Source organism: Burkholderia sp. S171, from assembly GCF_009766085.1.
Taxonomy (GTDB): domain Bacteria; phylum Pseudomonadota; class Gammaproteobacteria; order Burkholderiales; family Burkholderiaceae; genus Caballeronia.
This window is the reverse complement of the sequence record NZ_LMUF01000052.1, coordinates 409,532-432,487: the sequence shown is the minus strand read 5'-3', so window position 1 is coordinate 432,487 and position 22,956 is coordinate 409,532. Positions and strand designations below refer to the sequence as shown.

Sequence of the window (22,956 nt, the reverse complement as noted above, 5' to 3'; positions counted from 1 at the left end):
ACGCGTGGCGCGCTTCACGAACCGGCGCCATGCAGCAAGCGCGAATACGACACCAGCATGCTTGCGAGCTCCTGCGCGACCATGGTCAGCGGCGACGACCGCCGGCTGATAAGACAGACATCGCGTGGATCGAACGTCTCGCGAATCGGAATATTGACGATCGAATTCGAGAACAGCTTCAAGTCGACCAGCACGCGCGGCTCGATGGTCAGGTAGTCGGATTCGCAAACAATGTGCAGCGTTTCCAGCAGCGACTCCGCCGTGATAACGATCCTGGGCTCGCCCAATCCCTCAGCGCGAAAGAGGCTGGTCAGGCGGTTCTCCGCCCCGCCGACAATTCCCGCCGGCCGGATGCTGACCCAGTCGCAATCCTTCAGATCGTGAACGGAGGTGGCATGCGCCTTAGGATGACCCTTGCGCGCGATCACGCCGGGTGTCGACCGGTAGAGGCGTTCTATGTCGAGATCGACGTCGCTGACGGGCGGTGCGAGCGGACACAGCGCGAAGTCGAGCCGGCCATCGCGGATCTTCTCTATCAGCATCTTCGCGTAGCCGCTGGTCACATGCACGCGTACGCGCGGGAAGCGGGCAATAAAACGTTTAAGGACGGGCAGCAGCGATTCTGCAAGCGGCTCGGACGTAACGCCGAGCGCGATTTGCCCTTCGGGTTCTCCCGACGACTGTTGCATGTCCTGCATCGCGCGTTCGCAATCGCGAATGATCGCGTTCGCGCGAACGAGGAACGTCTCGCCCAAGGGTGTCACGCTAATACCCTGATGCGAGCGGTTCAGCAGCGTCACGCCGAGTTCGGCCTCAAGGCTCTGGATGGCTTGCGTCAGCGTGCTTTGCCCGATGTCGAGCGCTCTTGCCGCGGCACGGAAACTGCCTTGCTCCACGACCGCGCAAAACACCCGGAGCTGGATCAACGTCATGAAAAAACCCTCTGGAATAAGTGCAACGCTCGCCCGGTCCTATGCGATGCCGACCGGCGGGAACGATGCGTTCGGCATGTGCCAAGCATAGCCTTCCAGAAAGCCAACGTGTACCGCTGAATCTCGATGCCCCGTTGCCTGACTATCTCAGGCGGCCTGAAAGAGACCTTGTAAGCGTTCGCCGCTTTCAGCAGCAGAGCTGGGCGATGCAACGAGCGAGTAGAGGTCCTTGCAGTTCGACGGCTGCGCGATCAGGTCGATCCGTGTGCCAATTCCCTCGGTGCGCACAAGATCGTTCAGGTAGCGCAGCGCCGAAAAATCTTCCAGCGCGAACCCGACTGAATCGAATACGGTCACCTGTGCGTTTGATTCGCGGCCTTGCACTTCCCCGGCCAGCACACGCCAGAATTCGATCACGGGCGAGTCGACGGGAAGCTGCTGGATGTCGCCTTCAATGCGCGTCTGCGGTTCGAACTCCACCATCACGCGGGCGCCGTTCAGCACGTCGGCATGCAACTCGGTCTTGCCGGGGCAATCGCCGCCCACGGCGTTGATATGCATCCCCGCTTCAATCATGTCGGGCGTGAGAATGGTCGCGTTGGTTTTATCGGCGGTGACGGTGGTGACAATGTCTGCGCCTTGCACGGCCTCGCGTATCGATGCCGCGCGCGTGAGCGTCAGCCCCTTGATGCCGGACAGGTTGCGGATGAGTTTCTCGGTGGCGGCGGGGTCCGTGTCGAACACGCGAATATGCTCGATGCCCAGCATATTCTTGAACGCCAGCGCCTGGAACTCGCTTTGAGCGCCGTTGCCGATCAATGCCATCGACTTCGATCCCGGCCGCGCAAGGACGCTTGCGGCGAGCGCGGAGGTTGCGGCCGTGCGCAGCGCCGTCATGATGGTGAACTCGCTGAGCAGCAGGGGGACACCGGTGGCGACATCGGCGAGTACGCCGAATGCCATCACGGTCAGCATGTTGGCGCGGGTATTGTTGGGATGCCCGTTCACATACTTGAAGCCGTAGAGCGTGTGATCGGCAACGGGCATCAGTTCAATGACACCCTCGGGCGAATGCGCCGCCGTGCGCGGCGATTTATCAAACTGAGGCCAGCGCAGGTAGTCGGCGCGGATGTAGTCGGCAAGGGTGTGGATGAAGGTTTCCGGGCCGATGTTGCGAAGCAGTTGCCTGATGTCGTTGACGTCGATATATCGAGTCATGGTGTGTTCCTGAACGATGAAATGAACTTGAGGGGCTACATGGGTGTGGTGGTGTGCGTTGCGTTTTACCGAAGCTCGGAAGTCAGGCGCCGAGCAGCTTGCCGGTGCGTTGAGGCGTGGCACCCGTGACGCGGCCAAGCGGATCGCCGTGCTTCACGAAACGCACGTCGCGGCGCATGTAGAACACGCCGCTGGTTTTGCTGTGGACGGTGGTGGTCTCGCCCGTGGTTGCATCGATGATGTCGAAGAGCGGCTGGCCCACTTCGATCACGTCGCCAAGCTGCGCACGATGCACGAGGATGCCGCCCGTAGGCGCGAGAAACTGTTCGCTGCCGGCAAGGGGGGTTGCCGGGCCGGCAAGCTCGGGCAAGGGCGGGGCAATGCCGTCTATGAAGCCTTGATGCGTGAGGTAGTCGATGATCGCCTGCGCGTCCTGCCGCGCCATCTCATACGAGACATCACGCTGCCCGCGATGCTCGACCGTGACGGACACCGTGCCGGTGGGAATCGGAAAGTGAGCGCCGAATCGCTGCTTCAGTTGCCACCATGTCAGGCTCTGCGCTTCATCGAACGAGCTGGCGCCGGAGTCGTACGCGAGCAGCGAGGCCACTGCGCCAAGATAGCGCGCGAGCGGTTCCGCCTCGGCCCAGACCGCCTGGCCGGTGTAGATATGCATGGCGGCTTCGCGTGAGCAATGCAGGTCCAGCACCACGTCCGCATCGTGCGCCAACAGCATGAGCTGGCGTTGCAAGCCGTCGAATAATGTGGCCGGTTGCTGCGCGGTCAGTGCTGCTTTCCAGGCCTGGCGAATGATGACGAGATTGTCGTTGGCATCTTGCGTCAGCTTGCCTTCGAGCGCCGCCGCAATCTTGCCGGCAAGCATGGGGAAGTCACGGTTGTAGTTGCGGCCACTCGCGAAGTCGAAGCGGCCGACGGGTGCGCCGAACAACCACTGGCTCAGTCCAAGTGGATTCGCGTTGCAGACCAGCACGACTTCACCACGCAGCTTGCCGTCGTCTTCAAGGCGGCGCAACTGTTCGAGCAGCGTGAGTGCAACCATCACGCCCGGCGTTTCATCGGCGTGCAGGCCGGCCTGGATGTACAGCTTTTTGCCGTAGCCAGTCGTACCGAACTGCTGACTTGTCAGAGCGTACGCCGCGCCTGCGGTCGCGTGGGGCAAGGCATGGGAAGTGCTGTTCATGGGAAGAAAAGGGGCTCGTAGTAGCGGCAAGGTTCATCTTACGGGGAGTTCGTGCGGCGCAGAAGGCGGCCTGACCGATCGGGATCAGCCTGGCAGATCGCCCGCCGCACGAACCGGAAATCGGGTGTGTTTCGCCATCAGGATCAGGCTCTCGTGCCCCGCAGAAGGCGCGAGTAAGAAAGGAGCATGCTCACAAGCTCATGCGCGACCGTGGTCAATGGCGACGCGCGGCGGCTGATGAGGCAAACGTCGCGCGGATCGAACGCTTCGCGAATCGGGATGGTGACAAGCGACGGTGAAAACAGCTTGAACTCCGAGAGTACAGCCGGCTCGATGGTCAGGCAGTCGGTTTCGGAAACAATGTGCAGCGTTTCCAGCAACGACTCCGCCGTGAAGACGATTCGCGGAGCCCCAAGCGCTTCCGCCTTGAAGAGACTGATCAGCCGGTTCTCCGCGCCGCCGGCAATGCCCGCGGGCCGGATGCTAACCCAGTCGCATTCCACCAGCTCGCGCACGGACGTGACATGCGCTTGTGGATGACCCTTGCGCGCGATTACGCCCGCGTCCGACCGGTACATCCGCTCGATGCTGAGATCGATGTCGCTGACATGGGGTGCGAGCGGACACAGCGCGAAGTCGAGCGCGCCATCGCGGATCTTTTCGATCAGCATCTTCGCGTAGCTGCTGGACACATGCACCCGCACGCGCGGGAACCGTTCAATGAAACGCTTGAGTACCGGCACCAGGAATTCCGCGAGCGGCTCGGAGGTCACGCCGAGCGCGATATGTCCTTCCGGCTCTTCCGTCAAAGGCCTCATGTCCTGCGTGGCACGCTCACAGTCGCGGATGATCGCATGGGCACGGACCAGGAAGTTGTCACCGAGGGCGGTCAGGCTGATGCCTTGATGCGACCGGTTCAGCAGAATGACACCAAGCTCCGCTTCCAGGCTTTGGATGGCTTGGGTCAGCGTGCTTTGAGCAATATCGAGCGCTCTTGCCGCCGCACGAAAACTGCCTTGCTCGACGACCGAACAAAATGCCCGGAGCTGGATCAGCGTCATGATGAATGCACGGCTTCAAGGGCGATGCGGTGATCTGCCAAAGCGGGTGTGTACGTCGCCCTGAGCGTCGGCGCCGCTACATCGACCAGCACGGGCATGTCGCGGCCTGCCAGTTCGGCGTTGAAATACTTGCGGGATGGATCGATGTCGTCAGGCACGGTGCGCGTGATGACCTTGAAGCCGTCATCGCGGTTTCCCCGCAGCTCAGGCACGGCTTGCAGGAGTCGGCGGGTGTAGGGGTGGACCGGGTTATCGAAGACGGCATCGCGCGTTCCCTCTTCAACAATATGGCCCCGGAACATCACTAGCACGCGGTCGGCAATCTGCTCGACCACGCCGAGATCGTGCGAGATCAGCAGGCACGCAAACCGGTAGCGCCGCTGCAGCGAAACGAGCATGTCGAGGATCTGCTTTTGCACGGTGACATCGAGTGCGGACACCGGTTCGTCCGCGATAATCACCGCAGGTCTGCTTGCCAACGCGCGTGCAATCGCCACACGCTGACGCTGGCCGCCGGAGAGCTGATGGACAAGGCGACCGGCGAACTCGCTCAAGCCCACGTCATCCAGCGCTTCAGCGACCCGCTGGGCGCGTTGTGCGCGGCTAAGGGTCTTGTCGAGCCGCAGTCCTTCGCTAATGAGCGCGTCGACCCGCATGCGTGGATCGAGCGAGGAGTAGGGGTCCTGAAACACCATCTGCACCGAGCGGCGCGCGGCTTGCATGGCGTCATGGCCGGCGTTGAGGAAGGGCAGCCCGTTGAGCAGGATTTGCCCTTGCGCGGTCGGTGCAAGTCCGAGGATCGCCTTGGCGATACTTGTTTTCCCGCTGCCCGATTCACCGACGATTGCCACCGTTTCACCCGCCTGCACGCTGAACGATGTCGGATGCACGGCCCGCGCGAGAATCTTCCTGAACCACAAGCCGGGCACTTTGTAATCGATGGCCACGTCCTTGACTTCGATGACCGGCGGCGCGGATGAATCTGGCGGGCTCAACACGTCCTCGTTATCGGCGCGCCGTGGCAACGCTTCGAGCAGCTTCAGCGTGTAGTCATGCGAGGGGCGTGCCAATACCGTTCCCACTGCGCCTGTTTCCACGACCGACCCGCGCCGCATCACGAGCACTCGTTCGGTGTAGGCCGTCACCAACGCAAGATTGTGGCTGATGAAGATCAGCGCGGTGCCTTCCTCGCGCGTGAGTTCGATCATCAGGTCGAGCACTTCTTTCTGCACCACGCAATCGAGGGCGGTCGTGGGCTCGTCCGCGATGAGAAGCTTGGGGCGCAGCAACATGACCGCGGCGAGCAGGATGCGTTGCCGCATGCCGCCGGAAAACTCGTGGGGGTATCGTTTCATGCAGCCGACGGGATCGCGCACGCGAACCCGTTCGAGCATGGCGATAGCCTGCAAACGGGCCGCATCGCGCGCGATCGAACGCCGCCGCATGAGCGCCTCTGTCAATTGGTCACCAATGCGGATAGCCGGGTTGAGCGAGACCATGGGCTCCTGAAACACCATGCCAATACCCGTGCCGCGCGTAGCCAGCCATTGCGCCGATGTATTGCCGAGGACGTCACGACCCTCGAAAGTGATGGCCCCCGTGACGATCTCCGCCCGTTCCGGCAACAAGCCAAGCAACGCGCGGCCGACCATGGTCTTGCCGCTGCCGGACTCGCCCACGACTGCAAGCGACTCACCCGCGTTCAAGGTGAAGTTCACGTCGTGCGTGACCTGTTTGATCGCGCCGGTTTTGTCGGGAAAACCGATCGTCAGGTTGCTGACCGTGAGCAATGGGTGTTGAACAGGAGCCGTCATCACATTCCTCCCTTCATGCGCGGGTCGAGCAGATCGCGCACGCCATCGCCGAATAGATTGATGCCGAACAACGCAAGCGAAATAGCCGCACCTGGAAATAGCACGACCCAGATCGCCTGATCGATTGCTGTGCGCCCGTCGGCAAGCATGCCGCCCCAGGTAGGTTCGGGTGCGGGCACGCCGAGTCCAAGAAAACTGAGCGCGCTTTCGGCAAGCAGCGCCGAGCCGAACAGCGAAGTCGAGAAGACCAGCAACGGCGCCACGCAATGCGGCAGGACATGGCGAAGAAGCGTCCACAAGCCGCTATTGCCCATGGTTTGCGATGCAACCACGAAGTCACGCTGGCGCAGCGACAGTGCCGCGCCCCGCGCAATGCGGCTGACTGACGGCGTATAAGCCAGGCCGAGTGCGACCACTACGCCCCATTTTGACGGACCGACCACGGTCATGATGCCAAGCGCAAGCAGCAAGCCGGGGAACGCCATCAGTGCATCGATCAGCATGGCCGCAAGCCGGTCGAACCAGCCGCCCGCGTAACCGCAGACGGCGCCTATCGACGTCCCGGCGAGCAACGCGAACAGCACGGAGCAGACGCTGACGGTGGTGCTGACACCGGCGCCCGACATGATCCGGGACAGGATGTCACGGCCGAATTCGTCGGTGCCGAACCAGTGTTGCAGCGACGGCGGCGCGTAACGTGCATGAATGTTCACGTCGAGGGGACCGTAGGGCGTATAGACGAGGTTGACGACCGCGATGAGCAGCAGGAGGCCGACGAGTACGGCTCCGATCACGAGGTTGGCGCGCCGGGCGCGCTTGGGAGAGGAGGGCATGGGCGAGTCAGAGCTTGAGGCGTGGATCGAAGATCGGGTACAGCAGGTCGACAACAAGATTGGTCAGCACATACAGCAGCGCGATCACAAGAAGGCATCCCTGCACGACGGGATAATCGCGCGAATAGATGCTCTCCACGAGCAGGCGGCCCATGCCCGGCAGCGTGAATACCGTCTCGATCACGGCGCCTCCCGCGAGCAGGTGACCGAGCACGAGACCGATCACGGTGAGCGTGGGGCCGAACGCATTGGGCAGCGTATGGCGCAGCAGCACGCGCCGTTCCGACAGACCTTTGGCGCGTGCGTGAGCGATATATTCCAGCCGCAGGACCTCGATACTGCTCGCCCGCATCATGCGTGTCACGACCGCGATTTCTCCTAGCGAGACCGCGATGACCGGGAGCACGAGGTATTTGAGCGACGCCCAGCCCGCTTGCGAAAACGGCTGGTAGCCGAACGTAGGCAGCAGGTGCAGCTTCACGCCAAACAGCCAGATGAGCAGGATGCCGGCCCAGAAACTGGGTATGGAGACCAGCATGATGCTGCCCATGACCACCGCGAGATCGCCGCGGCGGTTTTGCATCCACGCCGCGAACAAGCCGGCGGGAATGGCGATCAGGCACGCGATAAAAGTCGCCGCGAGCACGATCTCGGCGGTCACCGGAAAGGTTTCGCGGATCAGTTCCAGTACCGGCTGATGACGGACGATCGACATGCCGAAGTCGCCCGAGAGCAGATGCGACACCCAGATCACGAATTGCGCGGGGATGGACTGATCGAGACCAAACGAGTGGCGCATTTGCTGCAGCAGCGCCGGGTCATTGAGGTCGCCGAGCATGAGCGAAGCCGGGTCGCCGGGAATGGCGCGGATCATGCCGAATACGAGCAGGGTCACAATAAAAACAGTGGGGACCGCCATCGCCAGTCGCTTGATGATGTAGCTGAGCATCGGCTTGCCTAGTTCTTCGTCACGTTGGAAAAACGCTTCAGGCGCAGGGGCCAGGTCGTGACCCCCTGCAACCGGTTGCTCACAAGCGTCAGGTCGGGTGAGTCATACAGCACGATCATGGGCACGTCGTCCATCATCATCTGGTGCAGTTGTTCGAAGACCCGCTTTCGGGCGGCGAGGTCGGTCACGCCGTCGATGCTGCGCAACAGCGCGCGCGCCTTGGGGTTCTCCCATTGCACCATGGGATTTTTAGACTTGTCACCGAGTACATCGCTATACATCAGCGCAGGCTCGATGCGTGCCGAATAACCAAACGACATCAGCTGGAAATGCCCCGAACGGAAATCGTTCACCTGGGTGCCCCATTCCACAACCAGCAACTTCACGTTGATACCCGCCTGCGAAAGCAGTGATTGCATGTACACCGCGGCCGAGTACATGTGCGGATAACGGCGGTTGGTTTCGAGCGTCAGCGTCTGGCCGGCATAACCGGCTGCTGCGAGCAGACGCTTTACCTCGGGCAGGTTCTGTTTGTATCTCACTGCGTCGCCGGGGGTATAGAGCGCTTCGGCATCCGGCGTCAGCGATGAGTTGTAGCGCGCCAACCCGCCGCTGACTGCGTTCACCACGCCCGGCAAATCGACAGCAAGTGCGATCGCGCGCCGGATGCGGACATCGGCGAGCAAGGGGTCGCGCGTTTGCATCAACACTACGGCGGGATCCGCTCCTGGTCCTGCGATCACATGCCAGTGAGGATCGACGGGCGGCAGGTTGTTCTCCGATATGTTCATCTCGTCGATCTGTCCGGACATGAGCGCGGAGACCTGCGCTGCTTCGTCTGGAATGGCGACGAAGCGCACATTCGCCCGCGCATGATTCGCGCCGGCCAGTCCGCTTGGCGGCTCCGTGCGCGACTGGTATTGGGCGAACGGTTTCAGCAGGACATACTGCCCTTGTTTCCATTCGCTGAACACGAACGGACCGGTTCCGACCGGCTTCAGCCACGCGCCGTTCTTGTCGAGGCTTGCCGGACTCAGGACGGCGAGCGGGCAGCGTGGTTCCGTCATGTGCGTGAGAAAGAGTGCGGACGGCCGGTCCAGTTCGAACACCGCGGTATGCGGATCGGGCGTGGTCACGGCAAGCACCTTCGGACCGCGGTGTCCGTCGTAGTTGCCGCGGCAGACGTAGCCGGACTGCGGCTTCATGAAGTAGTCGAAGCTCCATTTGACATCGGCGGAGGTGAACGACATGCCGTTGTGGAACAGCACGCCGTGACGCAAGTGAAACGTGTATTGCTTTCCGTCCGGCGAAATATCCCAACTGTCAGCAAGCATGGGCGCAACAGACAAGTCGCCCTTGAGCGCCACTAGCGACTCAACCACGTTGGCGAGGATCTCGTCCGTGAATGTATTGCGCAACACGTTGCCCGGCATGGACGTGGTCGTGTCGGTGTTGATGGCAAAGCGGATCTCGGGAAACACCTGGGCTGCGGCACTTGCCTGTGCCCATCCGCTGGCGGGCAACGCCGCTGCGACCGCCAGCATCCCTGTCATTACTGCGCGCTTCATGGACGGACCCCAGCGGTTTCCATGCGGCGCGCAGGGAAGGGAGACACGGGAATGGCCATCAGAAACGTCCTTCGGGAGGGGGAGTGCACAACGCTATAACCTGCGATGAATGGATAGGAAGTGATCGTAGAAGCTCATATTGGCGTTGGGAAGAGCAGTCCTGCCGATCGGCGGCCGATAATCGGATCGCCCGGGAAAATAGCACTAGACACGCACTTATTGATGTGGCTAATGTCGAGGCTGGAATGGCTCTGCGGTAAGGGAAAACAGGGTATCGGGCATGCGGATCATGATCGTCAGAAGTGTTCCCCATCAGATGCCGTGTTCGGCTAGGATGGCATTGAACAAGAGGTTAGGAAGCCAAAATAAAATAACGAACGGCCCTTCAACCATCGGCTGAAGCCGCGATATTCCGTGAGAAGGAAACTTATTGCGTTAGGCGCATTCGGCAGTGACCTTGCAGGGAGGGTGCATGAGCAACGCAACGTGTCCCTCGATGGATTGCCCGTTGATGCTTAGACAGCCTTGCCCGCGTGATCAGGATGCCGGTGCCACCGATGCCCCGTTGATCTTGTGCCGTTGCAACGAGTCCGCAACGAAGCCTGACACTTTCATCTCTTCCACGAAACGCCGGAGATAGTCAGCCGCGGCTTCACCTCGGCTCTTCGGCAATCCCATCGCTTGCTGGATCACCATGAAGCGCTCGCCGAGCAATCGAAGGCCCGGCGTTTTTGCGGCGTCGCTTTCGAGTTGTTGTTTCACGCCGGCTGCCACCTCCAGCCCTTGTTCGAGAAACGTCTGCACCACGGTGGGCGACGAAGGCGCGCGAACGATCTGTGCGTGCTTGAGTTCCCGCGATAGAAACAGATCATATGCACTGCCTTTACCGACCGCGACGCGCGTGTCGGCGTTATCGACCTCGCTGTTGTGCCGTATCGGAGAGTCGCTGCGGACCATATAAAAGCCCTCGATCAGCACATACGGCGCAGTGAACGCAATGCTCGCTCCGCGGGCCGGATCAATTGCGAAGAAGCCGACATCCGCGCGTTCGTCGCTGACTGCTTCAACGGACTTTCCGGCGGTATCGAAGACCACGAGATCGACGGATAGACCCAGACGCTTGCCGAGCTCCCTTGCCAAATCGATAGAAACACCGACCGGCTCGCCGGTGACCGCGTCCTTGTTGGCGAGAATCGGATTGCCCAGGTTGATGGACGCGCGCAGCGTGCCGGTGGGCGCGAAAGCGGACAGCACGGATGAGTCAGTTGTCATGGAGTCTTGAGCAATGGAAGGTTGGTACAAACCAAACCTAGGGTTTAAGAATGTCGCCGATCCGGGAAAGTGCGTCGAGCGTGTGTTGAAGATGTTCGCGCAGCGCCTCGGAGGCTTCTTCGTTACGTTCCTTCTCAAGCAGCGCCAGGATATGCAGATGCTGCTTGCAATGTTTCTTGTATCGCTCGCGGTGCTGCATCGAACGGTATGAAAGGAGGCGGCGAACGCGGTTCACGCGCTTGATCGTATCGATGAAAAACGCGTTGCCGGACGCCTCGACCAGCGACTCGTGAAAGCGGACCCCGCGATCGTGCAACTGATCCGCCGTGTCCGTCTCGATACCCCCGTCCAGCAGATGCCGTTCCGCTGCACGGCAACGCTCGAGCACCTTGGGGTCCAGCCGGTAGCCGGGTTCAAGCAGTGCGGCCGGTTCGAGCGCCAGACGCAAGCGGTACGATTTCATCAAGCTGTCGGGTGTCGTCAGCATGGCCGAGAATTGCCATCCATACCCCGGCTTGCGTTCGGCCCAGCCTTCCTGCGCTATGCGCCCCAGAACTGCGGTGAGTTGCGTCGCCGTCAATCCGTAGCGGGTCTTTAGCATTTGCTCCGACACCTCGTCGGGCAACGCACTTTTAAGCCGATCATCGGCTATACGGAAATACGCGCTCGTGACCACGTCCGGGCCGCTCAAACCGATCGAATCGGCCGCTTCCGTGACCAATTCAATCGCGGGGTCTGCCACGAAAAATCCGCGGTTGCGCTCGCGGCTCAACACGCCCTTTTCATGCAGCAGCGAGAGGGCTTCGTTGACCGGCGAGCGGGACAGCCGAAGAAAGTCCGCTATCTTCTGCGCGGGCAGATGACTGCCCACTTCCATCTTTTCGGTCCTGATCCACTCGACGATCTGGGCGGCTATCGATCTATCGTTCATGCTTCTCTTTTGTACCTTGAGCGGCCAAAGTCTTCTGCAAAATAAGCGGGATGACGCCGCCACAGCGCAGCAACGTAACTTCCAGTTGCGTTTCGACGGCTGCTGTCACCTCGTATGATTCGACACTCGCATCCGCCCGCACGATCTTTACATCGACCCTGCAACGCGGCGCGAGCGTATCGGGCGGCGCGTTCACTTGCACCTTATCACCCGGCTGGATGTTCAGCGTGGCGGGGCTGACGCCTGCCGGCCATCGAAGCGGCAAGATGCCCATGCCGATCAGGTTCGACCGGTGGATCCGTTCAAAGCTTACCGCCAGCACCGCGCGAATTCCAAGCAGGCGCTGGCCCTTCGCCGCCCAGTCGCGCGAAGAACCTGTGCCGTACCGTTCGCCTGCAATAAGCACGACTGCATCGCCTTGCGCTCGGTACCGCGCGGCGACTTCGTGGATCGGCTTGATGTCGCCGCTCGGAACGTGCAGCGTATGCGCGACCGGTGCGCCGGGTTGCAGGAGGTTGACCAACGATTTGTTGTAGAACGCAGCGCGGATCATGACCTCCCAATTGCCGCGACGCGATGCAAAAACATTCAGGTCGTCGGGGTCATCGCCGCGGGCGACGAGGAAGTCCGCGACGAAGCTGTCCTTCGGAATGGCGCTGGCGGGCGAGATATGGTCGGTCGTGATGTCGTCGCCAAGGATGAGCAACGGGTAGGCGCTGTACGTTCCTAACTGCGTGCCTTCGGTCACGGCCGCGAACGGTGGACGCCTTAGCGCATTCGATTGTGGATCCCACGGGAACTGCGCGGTGTCGGGTGCATCGATGCCATGCCACGCAGGATTTTCGCTGGCGATGCCGAACGCACGCGGATAGTCGGCCGGGTCCGCCGCCTGTTCGAGCAGCGTCCCGACCTCTTCTCGCGTGGGCCATAGATCGCTTAGAAAGACGGGTGTGCCGTCCGGGGTTATCTGCAGAGCGTCGAGTCTCAGGTCGGCTTGCGCGTCGCCTGACAGCGCAAATGCGACGACCAGCGGCGGCGACATGATGAAGCCAAGATCCAGGTCGGGATGAATGCGGCCGGGGAAATTCCGGTTGCCGGACAACATCGCGACCGGATAGATTGCCTTGGCGGCAAGCGCAGCTTTAATGGGTTCGGTGAGCTGACCGGAGTTGCCGATGCACGTGGTGCAGCCGTAACCCACGATATCGAAACCGAGCGCCGACAGATCGTCGATGAGCCCGGCGCGTTCCAGATACAACGCCGCTGCGGGCGAGCCCGGTCCAAGCGAAGTCTTGATCCAGCCCGGGACTTTCAGGCCCAGCGTGCGCGCTTTGCGGGCCACGAGCCCCGCGGCGATAAGCAAGGCGGGGTCCGACGTGTTCGTGCAACTCGTGATGGCAGCGATTGCGACAGGGTGCTTCGGTATGCCGGGCACATTGGCCTCAGGCACGAACGCTAACGTTTCGAGTGCCGCCGATGTAGCCGAGTAATCAAGCAGATCCTGAGGGCGTCGCGGACCGGCGACGTGCATGCCGATCTCGCTCAGGTCGACCTCGATGGTGCGCGTGAAAACCGGTTCGGAAGAAGGATCGAACCACAGGCCGGCCCGCTTGGTGAACACGTCGACGAGCGCGATGGCAGCCTCGTTGCGATTGGTCGCGCGCAAGTAGTCGAGCGTGGTGTTGTCGACGGGAAAAAAGCCCGTAGAAGCGCCGTATTCCGGCGCCATGTTCGCCACGACCGAGCGTTCGCCAGCAGTGAGCGTGGCGACGCCCGGCCCATAGAATTCGACGAATTCACCGGCAACGCCAATCGCCCGCAGCCGTTGCGTGACGGTCAACGCCAGGTCGGTGGCAAGCGCCCCAGGCCTGAGCGCGCCCGTCAGGCGCACACCCACCACGTCCGGAATGCGCTGCATGACAGGCATGCCGAACATCACGGTCTGCGCTTCAAGACCACCCACGCCCCAACCCAGCACGCCAATGCCGTTAATCATGGGCGTGTGGCTGTCCGTGCCGATCAAGGTGTCTGGGACAGCCCAACCCTCGCCGTCGCGTTCCTGGACCGATACGACGGTCGCCAGTTGCTCAAGGTTGATGGTGTGCATGATCCCGGTGCCCGGGGGATGGATGCGCACGCCGGTCAATGCCCGCGATGCCCAGCGCAGGAAGCGGTAACGCTCCGCGTTGCGGCGAAGTTCCTGCTGCAGGTTCATTGGCGCGGCATCGGGCCGGCCGAAATACTCGACCGCCAGCGAGTGATCGACCGACGCGTCGACGGGAAGAACCGGGTTGAGCGCGCCCGGGTCCGCCCCGGCTTCGGCCAGCGCGTCGCGCATGGCGGCGATATCGACCAGCGCCGGGGTGCTGGTCGTGTCGTGCATGAGCACGCGATCGGGCTGGAAAGCAATTTCGACTTCGCTAGTCCCTTTTTCCAGCCATTCGACGATGCCGTCGACCGCAAGCCTGCGCTCATCGCCATTCGTATTTCGAATCACGTTTTCGAGCAACAGGCGCAGTACGACGGGCAGCCGGTAGAGCGTTTCGCCGAACATGCCCGGCAAGTCGACAAAACGAAAAGATGCGTTACCGGTCGTCAGCCGCGCTTCGGAGATAAAACTGCGAGTGTTTTCCATGCATCCTATTTTGCATTTTTATATTTGTAAATGCAATGTTGGGAGCGGAGCTGTATTCGCGGCGAGAGCCGCTTACGACGCGGCATTGGCTTGCCACTGCGCGGTCATTCCCGCTATGTCGGCGAGCCAAAGCCTGAACAGCTTCACCTTGTCGAGGTTGCGTTCGTTCATCCTGTAGGAGAGGAAGTGCGTCTCGCGCATGAAGGGTTTGAAGTGTCCTTCGCCGAACTCGATCAGCTCGCCGCGCGCGAATTCGCGTTCGGCGAGACGCGTGGTTTCCAGCGCGATACCCATGCCGTCCACCGCGGCCGATATGGCCAGTGCGCCGCGATCAAACGATGGGCGAGGCTTGTTCGGAAACGCCAGTCCATTGAGCGTGAACCAGTCCCGCCATGTCACCCGGCTGAGTTGCGAATCGATCAGCGTGAAGTCGACAATCTGCTGCTCGAGAGACACCCCTTCACGCAACATGCCGGGCGAGCACATTGGCACGATCCGCTCCGCGCCGAGCGGGTAAACATGCAGCCCGGGACGCTCGACCGCCATGCCGTAAGAGATGGCGATATCGACTTCATGCACGCGCGTAAGGTCGATCGGTTCCGCGCCCGACGAAAGCCGGATCGTGATGTCAGGATGAGCCTGCATGAATTTAGGCAGGCGCGGACCCAGCCATTTCACCGCAAGACTCGGCGCGCAATGAACGGCCAGCACCTGTGCCTGAGGGGACAAAGCGACTTCGCTGCACGCGGCCTCGATCACATCGAATACGCGCCCGAGGCTATCGAAAAGCCTTCTGCCTTCAGCCGTGGTTTCAACGCGCCTGTTGCGTCGATGAAATAAAGGCAAGCCGAAATACGTCTCCAGCTCCTTGACCTGATGACTGATCGCGGACTGCGACAGATGCAATTCCTCCGCCGCCAGCGTGAAGCTTTCAAGTCGTGCAGCCGCTTCGAACGCGCGCAGCAGCACGAAATTCGGTATTCGTCGCATGCGCGTGCCGTCTCCGGTGGAATGTTTTTCGCCAATGCATGAATCCTGTTCATCTTTCTATGAACAGTGATCGTTTGTCAATGAGCGTCGCGGAGTTGACCATTAAGCCCTGAAAACAATCCCACTTGTTCTACAGGAGAAAGCCAAATGGCGGCTGTCATGGAAGCGCGTCCCGACGCATCGGAAAAGCTGGTGAAGGACGGCAAGGTATCGATTTATCAGCCGGAACAGGACGGGCTGATCTTCCCGGAATTGCCGACGTTCACGAGCGCCGCGGCGCAACGGCAGCACTTGAAGGAACGCCTGGTCGGAGCGTGCAGAGCATTCGCGCAACAGGGTTTTGACTACGGTTTCGCCGGTCACCTGACGGTGCGCGATCCGGAAAATCCCGGCTTGTACTGGACCAATCCGATGGCCATTCACTTCTCGCAAGTGAAGGTGTCGAACCTGATTTGCGCCGATCACGAAGGCCGTGTGGTCGAAGGCAATCATGCGATCAATCGGGCAGGTTTTGTGTTGCATGCGGCCGTTCACGAAATGCATCAGGACATTGTGGCGATGTGCCATGCGCACACGGTGTATGGCACAGCGTTCGCGGCGCTCGGCAAAAAGATCGAGCCGATCACGCAGGATGCCGCTGCATTTTTTGAAGACCACGTGGTGATCGGCGATGAAGCCGGCCAGGTCGCCGTTGAAGTGAAGGCGGGCCACAAAGTCGCCTATGCGTTCAAAGGCGTGAAAGCCGCCATTCACCAGAATCACGGTTTGCTAACGGCGAGCCGTCACAGCATAGAGTCCGCCGCGTTCTGGTTTATTGCGCTGGAACGTTGCTGCCAGCAGCAGTTGTTGATTGACGCAACCGGCATAACGCCGCGACTCGTCACGCCGGAACGCGCTCGCTATAGCCGCGAACATGTGGGTAGCGAATACATCGGCTGGCTGCATTTTCAGACCATCTGGAATGACCTCGTCGCCACGCAGCCCGACATGTTCGACTGATCACGCCATGCGCTGAACTGCAGCACCTATCGCTTTAAACCGGGACGATACAGCCACCGTCAAGAGAGGGCCGGCGTCCCGCTTTTATCCGACCCCAGGAGACACGACATGAATCCCGCTAGTCCGGCAGCATTCAGCAAACGCGACGAAGCGTCCACGTTTTCCAAGATCACGTGGCGACTATTGCCGTTCCTGTTCCTGTGTTATTTGTGCGCTTATCTGGACCGTATCAACGTGGCGTTTGCCAAGCTGCAAATGCTCAAGGACCTTAATTTCAGCGATGCCGTCTATGGCGCCGGCGCGGGCGTGTTCTTCGTCGGTTACTTGTTGTTCGAAGTGCCTAGTAACCTGCTGTTGTTGAAGGTCGGCGCCCGCCGCTGGATCGCGCGGATCATGATTACCTGGGGCATCATCTCCGCCGGCATGATGTTCGTCACCACGCCAACCAGTTTCTACATCATGCGCTTCCTGCTCGGCGTAGCAGAGGCGGGTTTCATTCCGGCGATCCTGTTCTATCTCACGTACTGGTTCCCTTCGTCGCGACGCAGCAAGGTGACCGCGCTGTTCATGACCGGTATCCCCATGTCGGGCGTGGTTGGCGGTCCGCTGTCCGGCTGGATCATGAATCATATGGGTGGCACGCATGGGCTTGCTGGCTGGCAATGGCTGTTCGTGCTCGAAGGTATTCCGACCGCAATCCTCGGGCTGATCGCGCTGGTCTATCTCGACGACAAAGTCAGCGACGCCAAGTGGCTCTCCGCACCGCAGCGAGCCTTCCTCGAAGGTGCATTGGTTGAGGAACGTTCGGCGCACGTGCTGCATTCCGTGAGGGACGGCCTTATGCATCCGAAGGTCTTGCTGCTCAGCCTGATCTATTTCTTCTTCACGATGGGACTGTACGGCGTGAGCTTCTGGCTGCCTACGCTGATCAAGGCGAGCGGCGTGGCCGATCCGCTGGACATCGGCCTGTTGAGCGCGATTCCCTATGCTGCGGCGGCAGTGACCATGGTGCTCGTCAGCCACAGTTCAGATGCTCGCGGTGAGCGCCGTTGGCACCTCGCGTTGCCGGGGATTGTGGGCGCGGTGGGTTTGTACTTCAGCGTCTCTTATGCGCATTCCACGCCGATCGCCATGATTGCACTGACCGTCGGCACGATGGGTGTGATGACCACGATCTCGCAGTTCTGGGTCCTGCCTCCGGCCATTCTGGGCGGTGCGGCGGCAGCTGCCGGGCTGGCTGTTGCCAATTCGGTAGGCAGTATCTCGGGTGTCGTCAGCCCCTATGTGATCGGCCTGATCCAGACCGCGACCGGATCGACAGGAAACGGCGTGTTAGGGCTTGCAGTGAGCCTGATCATTGGCAGTGTGCTGGTGTTCACGGTGCCCGCAAAACTCGTGAACAGCCGCAAGCGCGAAGCGTTAAAGAACACGGACCACGTGATGGAAAGCGGGGTGCAGACGCGTGCTTAAGGCGACACGCTCAACGCAGGTGCACCGCGTCTTCGCGTTCGTCGCTCAGCACTTCACCCAGCCGGCGCACAAGGTTTTCACGGGCGCGGCTGGTGTGGAGGTCGGTGAGTTCGGCTGCGCGTCGCGCGTCGCCAGCGGCGATGGCTTCGGCAATCGCCGCGTGTTCATCCCAGATGGATTTGCGTTGAGCCGACGATTGCAGCACGGCGCCCATCACCCGGCGCAGATGAACCCAGTGAAGATGCGCGGTTTCCACAATCAACGGATTGCCCGATGCAAGGTAGATGGCGGAATGGAAAGCCCAGTCTGTGTCGATCATGGCTTTCACGTCGTCACCCTTCGACGCGCGGCGCCCTTGCGTGATCAACGCTTTATCAAGCTTTGCGCCGCGTTGCGCCGCAAGACTCGCGGCGAGGGAATCGAGCGCGCCACGGATCTCATACAGATGGGCGATCCAGGTGGGATCGAGCGGCGTAACAAGCAGTCCGCGCCCCGGCGCGTCCTGCACGAGGCCGTCTTTTTTGAGCAAGCGCAGCGCCTGCAAGACGGGCGACCGGGACACGGCAAGCTGGTCGGCAATTTCCTCCTGGGTGATGCGGGTGCCCGGTGCGAGCGATCCTTCGCTGATAGCGTCCAGCAGCACTTTATAGACTTCATCGACATAGTCGGTACGTGCCTGAAGCTTCAGAAGTTTGGCGACCATGGTGGCTCTCGATAAGTTTGGATACAGAGTTCAACAGGTTACAGGCTGGCGCGGGACAGCGTCAAACGGATTGACCGGCTAGCGTGAAACGGCGGGCACCAAGCGTTTACCTGTAGTGACAGCGCGGCACCCTGAACCGTATCTTTGTATACAGAGTTCGGAGTTCAGAATTTAAAGAACGAAGGCAAATGGATAAACCCAGCAGAGGATCCCCATGAATATCAAGTCAGACAAAGCAGAAGGTCAGAAAAGCGCCGGTGGTGGCGCGGTGCAGAAGAAGCTGGTGCCGTTTGGTGGTTACTACACCAGCAAGGTTCCGGGCCACGATCCGGAACTGACCGAGACAGGCCCTGGCACGCCGATGGGCGAATACATGCGGGCGTTCTGGCACCCCGTATGCATGTCGATCGAACTCACCGATACCCCGCGCTTCCTCAAAATCCTGTGCGAAGAGCTGGTCGCGTTTCGCGACGGCAGCGGTCGCGTGGGCGTGCTGCATGCGCATTGCGTGCATCGCGGGGCGTCGCTTGAATATGGCGCGATCCAGGAGCACGGCATCAAGTGCTGCTATCACGGCATGATCTTCGACGTGGACGGCACTTGCCTTCACGTGCCGTTTCCGAATGGCGAAGAAAAGGAGGCCGAGAAATACGCGTGCTCGATCCAGCAGGGCGCGTACAAGGCTGTCGAGCGCAATGGTCTGGTATTTGCGTATATGGGGCCACCGGACAAGGAGCCGCCGTTCCCGGAATGGGAAGGCGACTTTACCGTTGCACCCGGCGATGAACTCGTGGCCTACAGCAACTTCCAGCATTGCAACTGGCTGCAGGTCCAGGATAACGCCGCGGATAACTACCATCCGACCGCGCTTCACGCCGGCAAGAATGTGGTGAACGGCAAGTACCAGGGCACGACGTTCGACGAGGTCGGCGCGAAGTCCATGGAAGTCGCACCCGACATGCATTTCGTGCCGGTGCAGCAAGGCCGCAGTCTTGCGTGCGCGGGGGCACGCCGGGTCGATAAAGACAGGCTGTTCGTGCGCGTTCAGCATCAGGTCCTGCCCAATCTCAGCCTGCACGCCTACACGTCGGAAGATGGTTCGAAGAAGAAGCTGTTCAGCCGCTTTCACATCATTCGCTGGACCGTTCCTGTCGACGATGAAAACAGCAAGATGATCGGCTGGCGCGTGATGGGTCCCGGCATTGATACGCGCGGCATCTGCGATAAATCGCTGGTTGGCTACGAGTCGATCGACTTCCTTGAAGGGCAAGTCGCCATGCGCCGTCCGGAACGTTTCGGCCACTACAAGCTTGAGGAATTGCCGCCCATTCCGCCGAACCATCGTGAACGCGAAAATTACAAGGATGCTCAATACGCGCCCGGCGACTATGAAGCCATCATCAGCCAGCGGCCGATTGCCGTGCATGCGCTAGAGAACCCGACGAAGTTCGACGCCGGCTTGTTCCTGTTCCGCAAGATGCTGCGCGATGCAGTACGGGGTACGAACCCGGCGGCATCAGCGGATAACTTTGCGGAATGGTTCCGGGCTAACGCAGGCGCACCGAATAGTTATTGCTCGGGCAATGTATTCGATATCCCGGAAGGCGAGACCGTCGAACAGGAGGTGGCGAATCGCCGCAATGTGACGAAGCGCATCGTCGCGATCCTGACGGAAAGCGAGACGCTTAAGGGCGAAGAGCGGGCCACGTTCGTGCGCGAAAAGTTCGATGCGCTAGAGGCGTCGGTCAAGGGTTGAACGGATCATCAAGGACCGGGCAACACGCGTTGCCCGGTCCCTATGAAGACCTGCAGGCGAGGTCGTGCAAGGAAATGTAATGGCAAGTTCAGACAATCCGGCGGACGTTCGCACACTGGAGTTGATGGTGCGCCAGATCCGCTACGAAGGCAGGGGCATCAACTCATACGAGTTCGTAGATCCATCGGGCGAAGTGTTACCCGCGTTCACTGCGGGCGCGCATATTGATGTTCACTTGAACGATGGTTTCGTCCGTCAGTACTCGTTGAGCAATCCACCAAACGAACGGCATCGCTATGTGATCGCGGTGTTACGCGATGAAGCAGGCCGGGGTGGGTCAAAAGCGTTGCACGATCAATTGCGCGTGCAGGACAAGGTGCGTATCAGTCGTCCTCGCAATAACTTCGAACTCGCCGCCGATGCCAGCAAGGTCATCCTGTTGGCGGGCGGTATTGGCGTGACGCCTTTAAAAGCGATGGCGCATCGGCTTGAAGAAGTGGGTATTGACTATGAAATGCACTACTGCGCGAAGGATGCAAGTTGCACGGCGTTCGCGGCCGAACTTGCGCCGCTGCATGCAAGCGGCAAGCTGCAATTTCACTTCGATAACGGCGATCCGTCGAAGGGACTGGATCTAAAGCGCTTGTTGAACGAGACGGCGCACGGTGTGCACGTCTATTACTGCGGCCCGGGCGGCTTCATGAAAGCGTGCGCGGCGGCGACCGGGCACTGGACGCCCGGAACGGTTCACTTTGAACATTTCAAGGCGCCGGAACGGGCCGTGAGTGAGACCGTTGCGGCGGCTGTGGGTGAGTTCATTGTGAAGATTGCCAGCACAGGGCAGCACATACCGGTGTCAGGCGATCAAAGCATTGCCGATGCGTTGGAAGAGGCGGGCGTGGTGATTGAAACCTCATGCCGGGCCGGATTGTGCGGCACGTGCAAGGTGCGGTATTTATCGGGCGAAGTCGAACACAACGACTGCATTCTTGGAGAAGACGAGAAGCAGGAGTATCTGACTACGTGCGTATCGAGGGCGTCAAGCCGCGAACTCGTGCTCGATCTTTAGACCGGTAGTCAGCAATGCTGCAGCGATGGCTTCATGCGAAGGGGCTGTTCAGGCGGCTTCAAATGCTAAACCGTATCTCTGCCATTGAGGCTTCCCCGCTTCACGTACTCGGCGATTCGGGCTGGACGTTTCGCGACACGTTGGATCACCGATGCCTTGCATGTGCGCAAGCGAAAGGGGACCACTTAGGCGCTAGGCCTTGCGACTAAAAAACGCAGCATAGAATAAAAATCTAACGTATCGACTATTTCCTTGTTCTGGTTCCACCGGTCGGAAAAATCAGGGAAATCTTTGGGAAATTATTTTTATGGCTTAACTTTAAAATTAGCGCTTCTCCAAAACTTGAATAACGATGAGCGCTGACCTCCATTACTTCGACTACGCAGCAACCACGCCTGCGGATCCGCGTGTCATCACTTCAATGGTCAATTGCCTGGGAATAGACGGGGTGTTTGGCAATCCGGCGTCCAACTCGCACGCGGCAGGGATCAAGGCAAAAGGCATGGTCGAGAAAGCGCGTGGGCAAGTTGCCCTGCTGATTGGCGCGCGCGCTGACGAGATCATATGGACTTCCGGGGCGACTGAGTCGAACAACCTCGCGCTGAAGGGGTTTGTCGAAGCAAGCGGAACCGTGCCTCATATTGTCACTAGCCGCATGGAGCACAAGGCCATCCTGGATACGGCCGCCAGCCTCGAACAGCGTGGTGTTCCGGTTACTTATGTCGCGCCCGATCAAAGTGGCGCCATCACGGCCGCTGCGGTTCGCGCGGCACTCAGGCCGGGCACGGGCATCGTCTCGCTCATGCTGGTCAACAATGAAATTGGAACGATCACTGACATTGCGGCAATCGCGCCCATCGTTCATGCCGCGGGTGCGTTGCTGCATGTGGACGCGGCTCAAGCGCTTGGCAAGACGCCAATCGATGTCAAGGAACTCGGTATTGATTTCATGTCGATGTCCGCTCACAAGGTTTATGGACCGAAGGGCATCGGCGCGCTGTACGTCGCGCGTGAAGTGGCGAACCGGCTTGCCCCGCAGATGCATGGAGGAGGTCATGAGGGCGGCTTGCGCTCAGGGACCCTGGCTACGCATCAGATCGTGGGCATGGGGACGGCCTGCGCAATCGCCATGGCGGAAATGGAGGCCGATACAGCGAGAATCACAGCGCTTAGCGAGCGACTGCTCGGCGGCATGCTCGCGATTGACGGTGTTGAGAAAAATGTGCGCGACGGCGTACACCTTCCGCATACGCTTAGCTTGAGAGTTGACCGTGCGGGCTTTTTCCCCTTCATGCTGGCCGCGGACCTTGCCATCTCTTCCACGTCGGCCTGCAGTTCGGCGTCCAGCTCGGTGTCGCACGTATTGACCGCGATCGGACTGGATGAGCAAGCGGCGGCGCGGACAATACGCATCAGCCTGGGGCGCTTTACCACGGAGCGAGACGTTGATCGCGCCATTACCTGCATTCGACAGGTAGTGGACCAATGTCTCGTGATGCAGTAAGGCGTGTATTGTCGGTATGACACAATGGATCTCCGCTCGGGCTTAAGGCTG

17 protein-coding genes and 1 pseudogene are annotated in these 22,956 nt (G+C 60.5%); 5 read left to right on the top strand and 13 right to left on the bottom strand.

Translation table 11 applies throughout. The annotated features are described in order from the left end of the window. Window positions 1-14 precede the first annotated feature (14 nt). The 12 genes from GSQ93_RS30825 to GSQ93_RS30770 form a co-directional block, all read right to left on the bottom strand. The gene (locus GSQ93_RS30825; RefSeq protein WP_158939666.1) at window positions 15-932 is read right to left on the bottom strand and encodes a LysR substrate-binding domain-containing protein; all 918 of its coding nucleotides are present in this window, start codon (window positions 930-932) and stop codon (window positions 15-17) included. 147 nt (window positions 933-1,079) lie between these two features. After that, window positions 1,080-2,150 (bottom strand): ornithine cyclodeaminase, encoded by a 1,071-nt coding sequence (locus GSQ93_RS30820; RefSeq protein WP_158939664.1) that lies wholly within the window; start codon window positions 2,148-2,150, stop codon window positions 1,080-1,082. 82 nt (window positions 2,151-2,232) lie between these two features. Continuing rightward, window positions 2,233-3,351 (bottom strand): succinylglutamate desuccinylase/aspartoacylase family protein, encoded by a 1,119-nt coding sequence (locus GSQ93_RS30815; protein ID WP_158939662.1) that lies wholly within the window; start codon window positions 3,349-3,351, stop codon window positions 2,233-2,235. Between the two features lie 143 nt (window positions 3,352-3,494). Then, window positions 3,495-4,412, bottom strand: a complete 918-nt coding sequence (locus GSQ93_RS30810; protein WP_158939660.1) for a LysR substrate-binding domain-containing protein — start codon at window positions 4,410-4,412, stop codon at window positions 3,495-3,497. After that, a complete protein-coding gene (locus GSQ93_RS30805) occupies window positions 4,409-6,226 on the bottom strand; it encodes an ABC transporter ATP-binding protein (RefSeq protein WP_158939657.1) in 1,818 nt (605 codons plus the stop codon). Before GSQ93_RS30805 ends, GSQ93_RS30810 begins: the two co-directional genes overlap by 4 nt. After that, complete coding sequence (locus tag GSQ93_RS30800) at window positions 6,226-7,059, bottom strand: ABC transporter permease (protein ID WP_158939655.1); 834 nt, start codon at window positions 7,057-7,059, stop codon at window positions 6,226-6,228. The genes GSQ93_RS30805 and GSQ93_RS30800 overlap by 1 nt, the downstream gene beginning before the upstream one ends. Before the next feature lie 7 nt (window positions 7,060-7,066). Further along, window positions 7,067-8,008, bottom strand: a complete 942-nt coding sequence (locus GSQ93_RS30795) for an ABC transporter permease (RefSeq protein WP_158939653.1) — start codon at window positions 8,006-8,008, stop codon at window positions 7,067-7,069. Window positions 8,009-8,016: 8 nt separating this feature from the next. After that, window positions 8,017-9,576, bottom strand: a complete 1,560-nt coding sequence (locus tag GSQ93_RS30790; protein ID WP_216857700.1) for an ABC transporter substrate-binding protein — start codon at window positions 9,574-9,576, stop codon at window positions 8,017-8,019. Window positions 9,577-10,113: 537 nt separating this feature from the next. Continuing rightward, complete coding sequence (locus GSQ93_RS30785; RefSeq protein ID WP_158939651.1) at window positions 10,114-10,848, bottom strand: ABC transporter substrate-binding protein; 735 nt, start codon at window positions 10,846-10,848, stop codon at window positions 10,114-10,116. 37 nt (window positions 10,849-10,885) lie between these two features. Continuing rightward, on the bottom strand, window positions 10,886-11,779 hold the full coding sequence (locus GSQ93_RS30780; protein WP_158939649.1) for a GntR family transcriptional regulator: 894 nt from the start codon (window positions 11,777-11,779) through the stop codon (window positions 10,886-10,888). Then, complete coding sequence (gene acnA, locus GSQ93_RS30775; protein ID WP_158939648.1) at window positions 11,769-14,414, bottom strand: aconitate hydratase AcnA; 2,646 nt, start codon at window positions 14,412-14,414, stop codon at window positions 11,769-11,771. Before acnA ends, GSQ93_RS30780 begins: the two co-directional genes overlap by 11 nt. A gap of 72 nt (window positions 14,415-14,486) precedes the next feature. Continuing rightward, window positions 14,487-15,404: a LysR substrate-binding domain-containing protein gene (locus GSQ93_RS30770; RefSeq protein ID WP_158939646.1), complete on the bottom strand. Its 918-nt coding sequence runs from the start codon at window positions 15,402-15,404 to the stop codon at window positions 14,487-14,489. Between the two features lie 147 nt (window positions 15,405-15,551). Between GSQ93_RS30770 and GSQ93_RS30765 the strand changes: the two genes are divergently transcribed. Together GSQ93_RS30765 and GSQ93_RS30760 are read left to right on the top strand one after the other, a co-directional pair. After that, window positions 15,552-16,403 carry a class II aldolase/adducin family protein gene (locus GSQ93_RS30765; RefSeq protein WP_158939644.1) on the top strand — a complete coding sequence of 284 codons (852 nt, stop codon included), beginning with the start codon at window positions 15,552-15,554 and terminating at the stop codon, window positions 16,401-16,403. A gap of 108 nt (window positions 16,404-16,511) precedes the next feature. Beyond that, on the top strand, window positions 16,512-17,873 hold the full coding sequence (locus tag GSQ93_RS30760; protein ID WP_158939642.1) for an MFS transporter: 1,362 nt from the start codon (window positions 16,512-16,514) through the stop codon (window positions 17,871-17,873). Between the two features lie 10 nt (window positions 17,874-17,883). Here the strand turns inward: GSQ93_RS30760 and GSQ93_RS30755 are convergent, their stop codons facing one another. Beyond that, entirely contained in the window at window positions 17,884-18,576 is a 693-nt protein-coding gene (locus GSQ93_RS30755) for a GntR family transcriptional regulator (protein ID WP_158939640.1), read from the bottom strand. Between the two features lie 214 nt (window positions 18,577-18,790). Between GSQ93_RS30755 and GSQ93_RS30750 the strand changes: the two genes are divergently transcribed. The 3 genes and pseudogenes from GSQ93_RS30750 to GSQ93_RS30740 form a co-directional block, all read left to right on the top strand. Continuing rightward, complete coding sequence (locus GSQ93_RS30750; RefSeq protein WP_158939638.1) at window positions 18,791-20,332, top strand: Rieske 2Fe-2S domain-containing protein; 1,542 nt, start codon at window positions 18,791-18,793, stop codon at window positions 20,330-20,332. A 79-nt stretch (window positions 20,333-20,411) separates the two neighbouring features. Further along, window positions 20,412-21,401 carry a PDR/VanB family oxidoreductase gene (locus GSQ93_RS30745; protein WP_158939636.1) on the top strand — a complete coding sequence of 330 codons (990 nt, stop codon included), beginning with the start codon at window positions 20,412-20,414 and terminating at the stop codon, window positions 21,399-21,401. A 346-nt stretch (window positions 21,402-21,747) separates the two neighbouring features. Beyond that, a pseudogene (locus GSQ93_RS30740) lies at window positions 21,748-22,890 on the top strand (cysteine desulfurase family protein); the annotation flags it as partial. Between the last annotated feature and the right edge of the window lie 66 nt (window positions 22,891-22,956).

Excerpts from the sequence above, each read along its gene's own strand:
- GSQ93_RS30825 (WP_158939666.1), bottom strand. The coding sequence starts at position 932 with ATGACGTTGATCCAGCTCCGGGTGTTTTGCGCGGTCGTGGAGCAAGGC.
- GSQ93_RS30820 (WP_158939664.1), bottom strand. The coding sequence starts at position 2,150 with ATGACTCGATATATCGACGTCAACGACATCAGGCAACTGCTTCGCAAC.
- GSQ93_RS30815 (WP_158939662.1), bottom strand. The coding sequence starts at position 3,351 with ATGAACAGCACTTCCCATGCCTTGCCCCACGCGACCGCAGGCGCGGCG.
- GSQ93_RS30810 (WP_158939660.1), bottom strand. The coding sequence starts at position 4,412 with ATGACGCTGATCCAGCTCCGGGCATTTTGTTCGGTCGTCGAGCAAGGC.
- GSQ93_RS30805 (WP_158939657.1), bottom strand. The coding sequence starts at position 6,226 with ATGACGGCTCCTGTTCAACACCCATTGCTCACGGTCAGCAACCTGACG.
- GSQ93_RS30800 (WP_158939655.1), bottom strand. The coding sequence starts at position 7,059 with ATGCCCTCCTCTCCCAAGCGCGCCCGGCGCGCCAACCTCGTGATCGGA.
- GSQ93_RS30795 (WP_158939653.1), bottom strand. The coding sequence starts at position 8,008 with ATGCTCAGCTACATCATCAAGCGACTGGCGATGGCGGTCCCCACTGTT.
- GSQ93_RS30790 (WP_216857700.1), bottom strand. The coding sequence starts at position 9,576 with ATGAAGCGCGCAGTAATGACAGGGATGCTGGCGGTCGCAGCGGCGTTG.
- GSQ93_RS30785 (WP_158939651.1), bottom strand. The coding sequence starts at position 10,848 with ATGACAACTGACTCATCCGTGCTGTCCGCTTTCGCGCCCACCGGCACG.
- GSQ93_RS30780 (WP_158939649.1), bottom strand. The coding sequence starts at position 11,779 with ATGAACGATAGATCGATAGCCGCCCAGATCGTCGAGTGGATCAGGACC.
- acnA (WP_158939648.1), bottom strand. The coding sequence starts at position 14,414 with ATGGAAAACACTCGCAGTTTTATCTCCGAAGCGCGGCTGACGACCGGT.
- GSQ93_RS30770 (WP_158939646.1), bottom strand. The coding sequence starts at position 15,404 with ATGCGACGAATACCGAATTTCGTGCTGCTGCGCGCGTTCGAAGCGGCT.
- GSQ93_RS30765 (WP_158939644.1), top strand. The coding sequence starts at position 15,552 with ATGGCGGCTGTCATGGAAGCGCGTCCCGACGCATCGGAAAAGCTGGTG.
- GSQ93_RS30760 (WP_158939642.1), top strand. The coding sequence starts at position 16,512 with ATGAATCCCGCTAGTCCGGCAGCATTCAGCAAACGCGACGAAGCGTCC.
- GSQ93_RS30755 (WP_158939640.1), bottom strand. The coding sequence starts at position 18,576 with ATGGTCGCCAAACTTCTGAAGCTTCAGGCACGTACCGACTATGTCGAT.
- GSQ93_RS30750 (WP_158939638.1), top strand. The coding sequence starts at position 18,791 with ATGAATATCAAGTCAGACAAAGCAGAAGGTCAGAAAAGCGCCGGTGGT.
- GSQ93_RS30745 (WP_158939636.1), top strand. The coding sequence starts at position 20,412 with ATGGCAAGTTCAGACAATCCGGCGGACGTTCGCACACTGGAGTTGATG.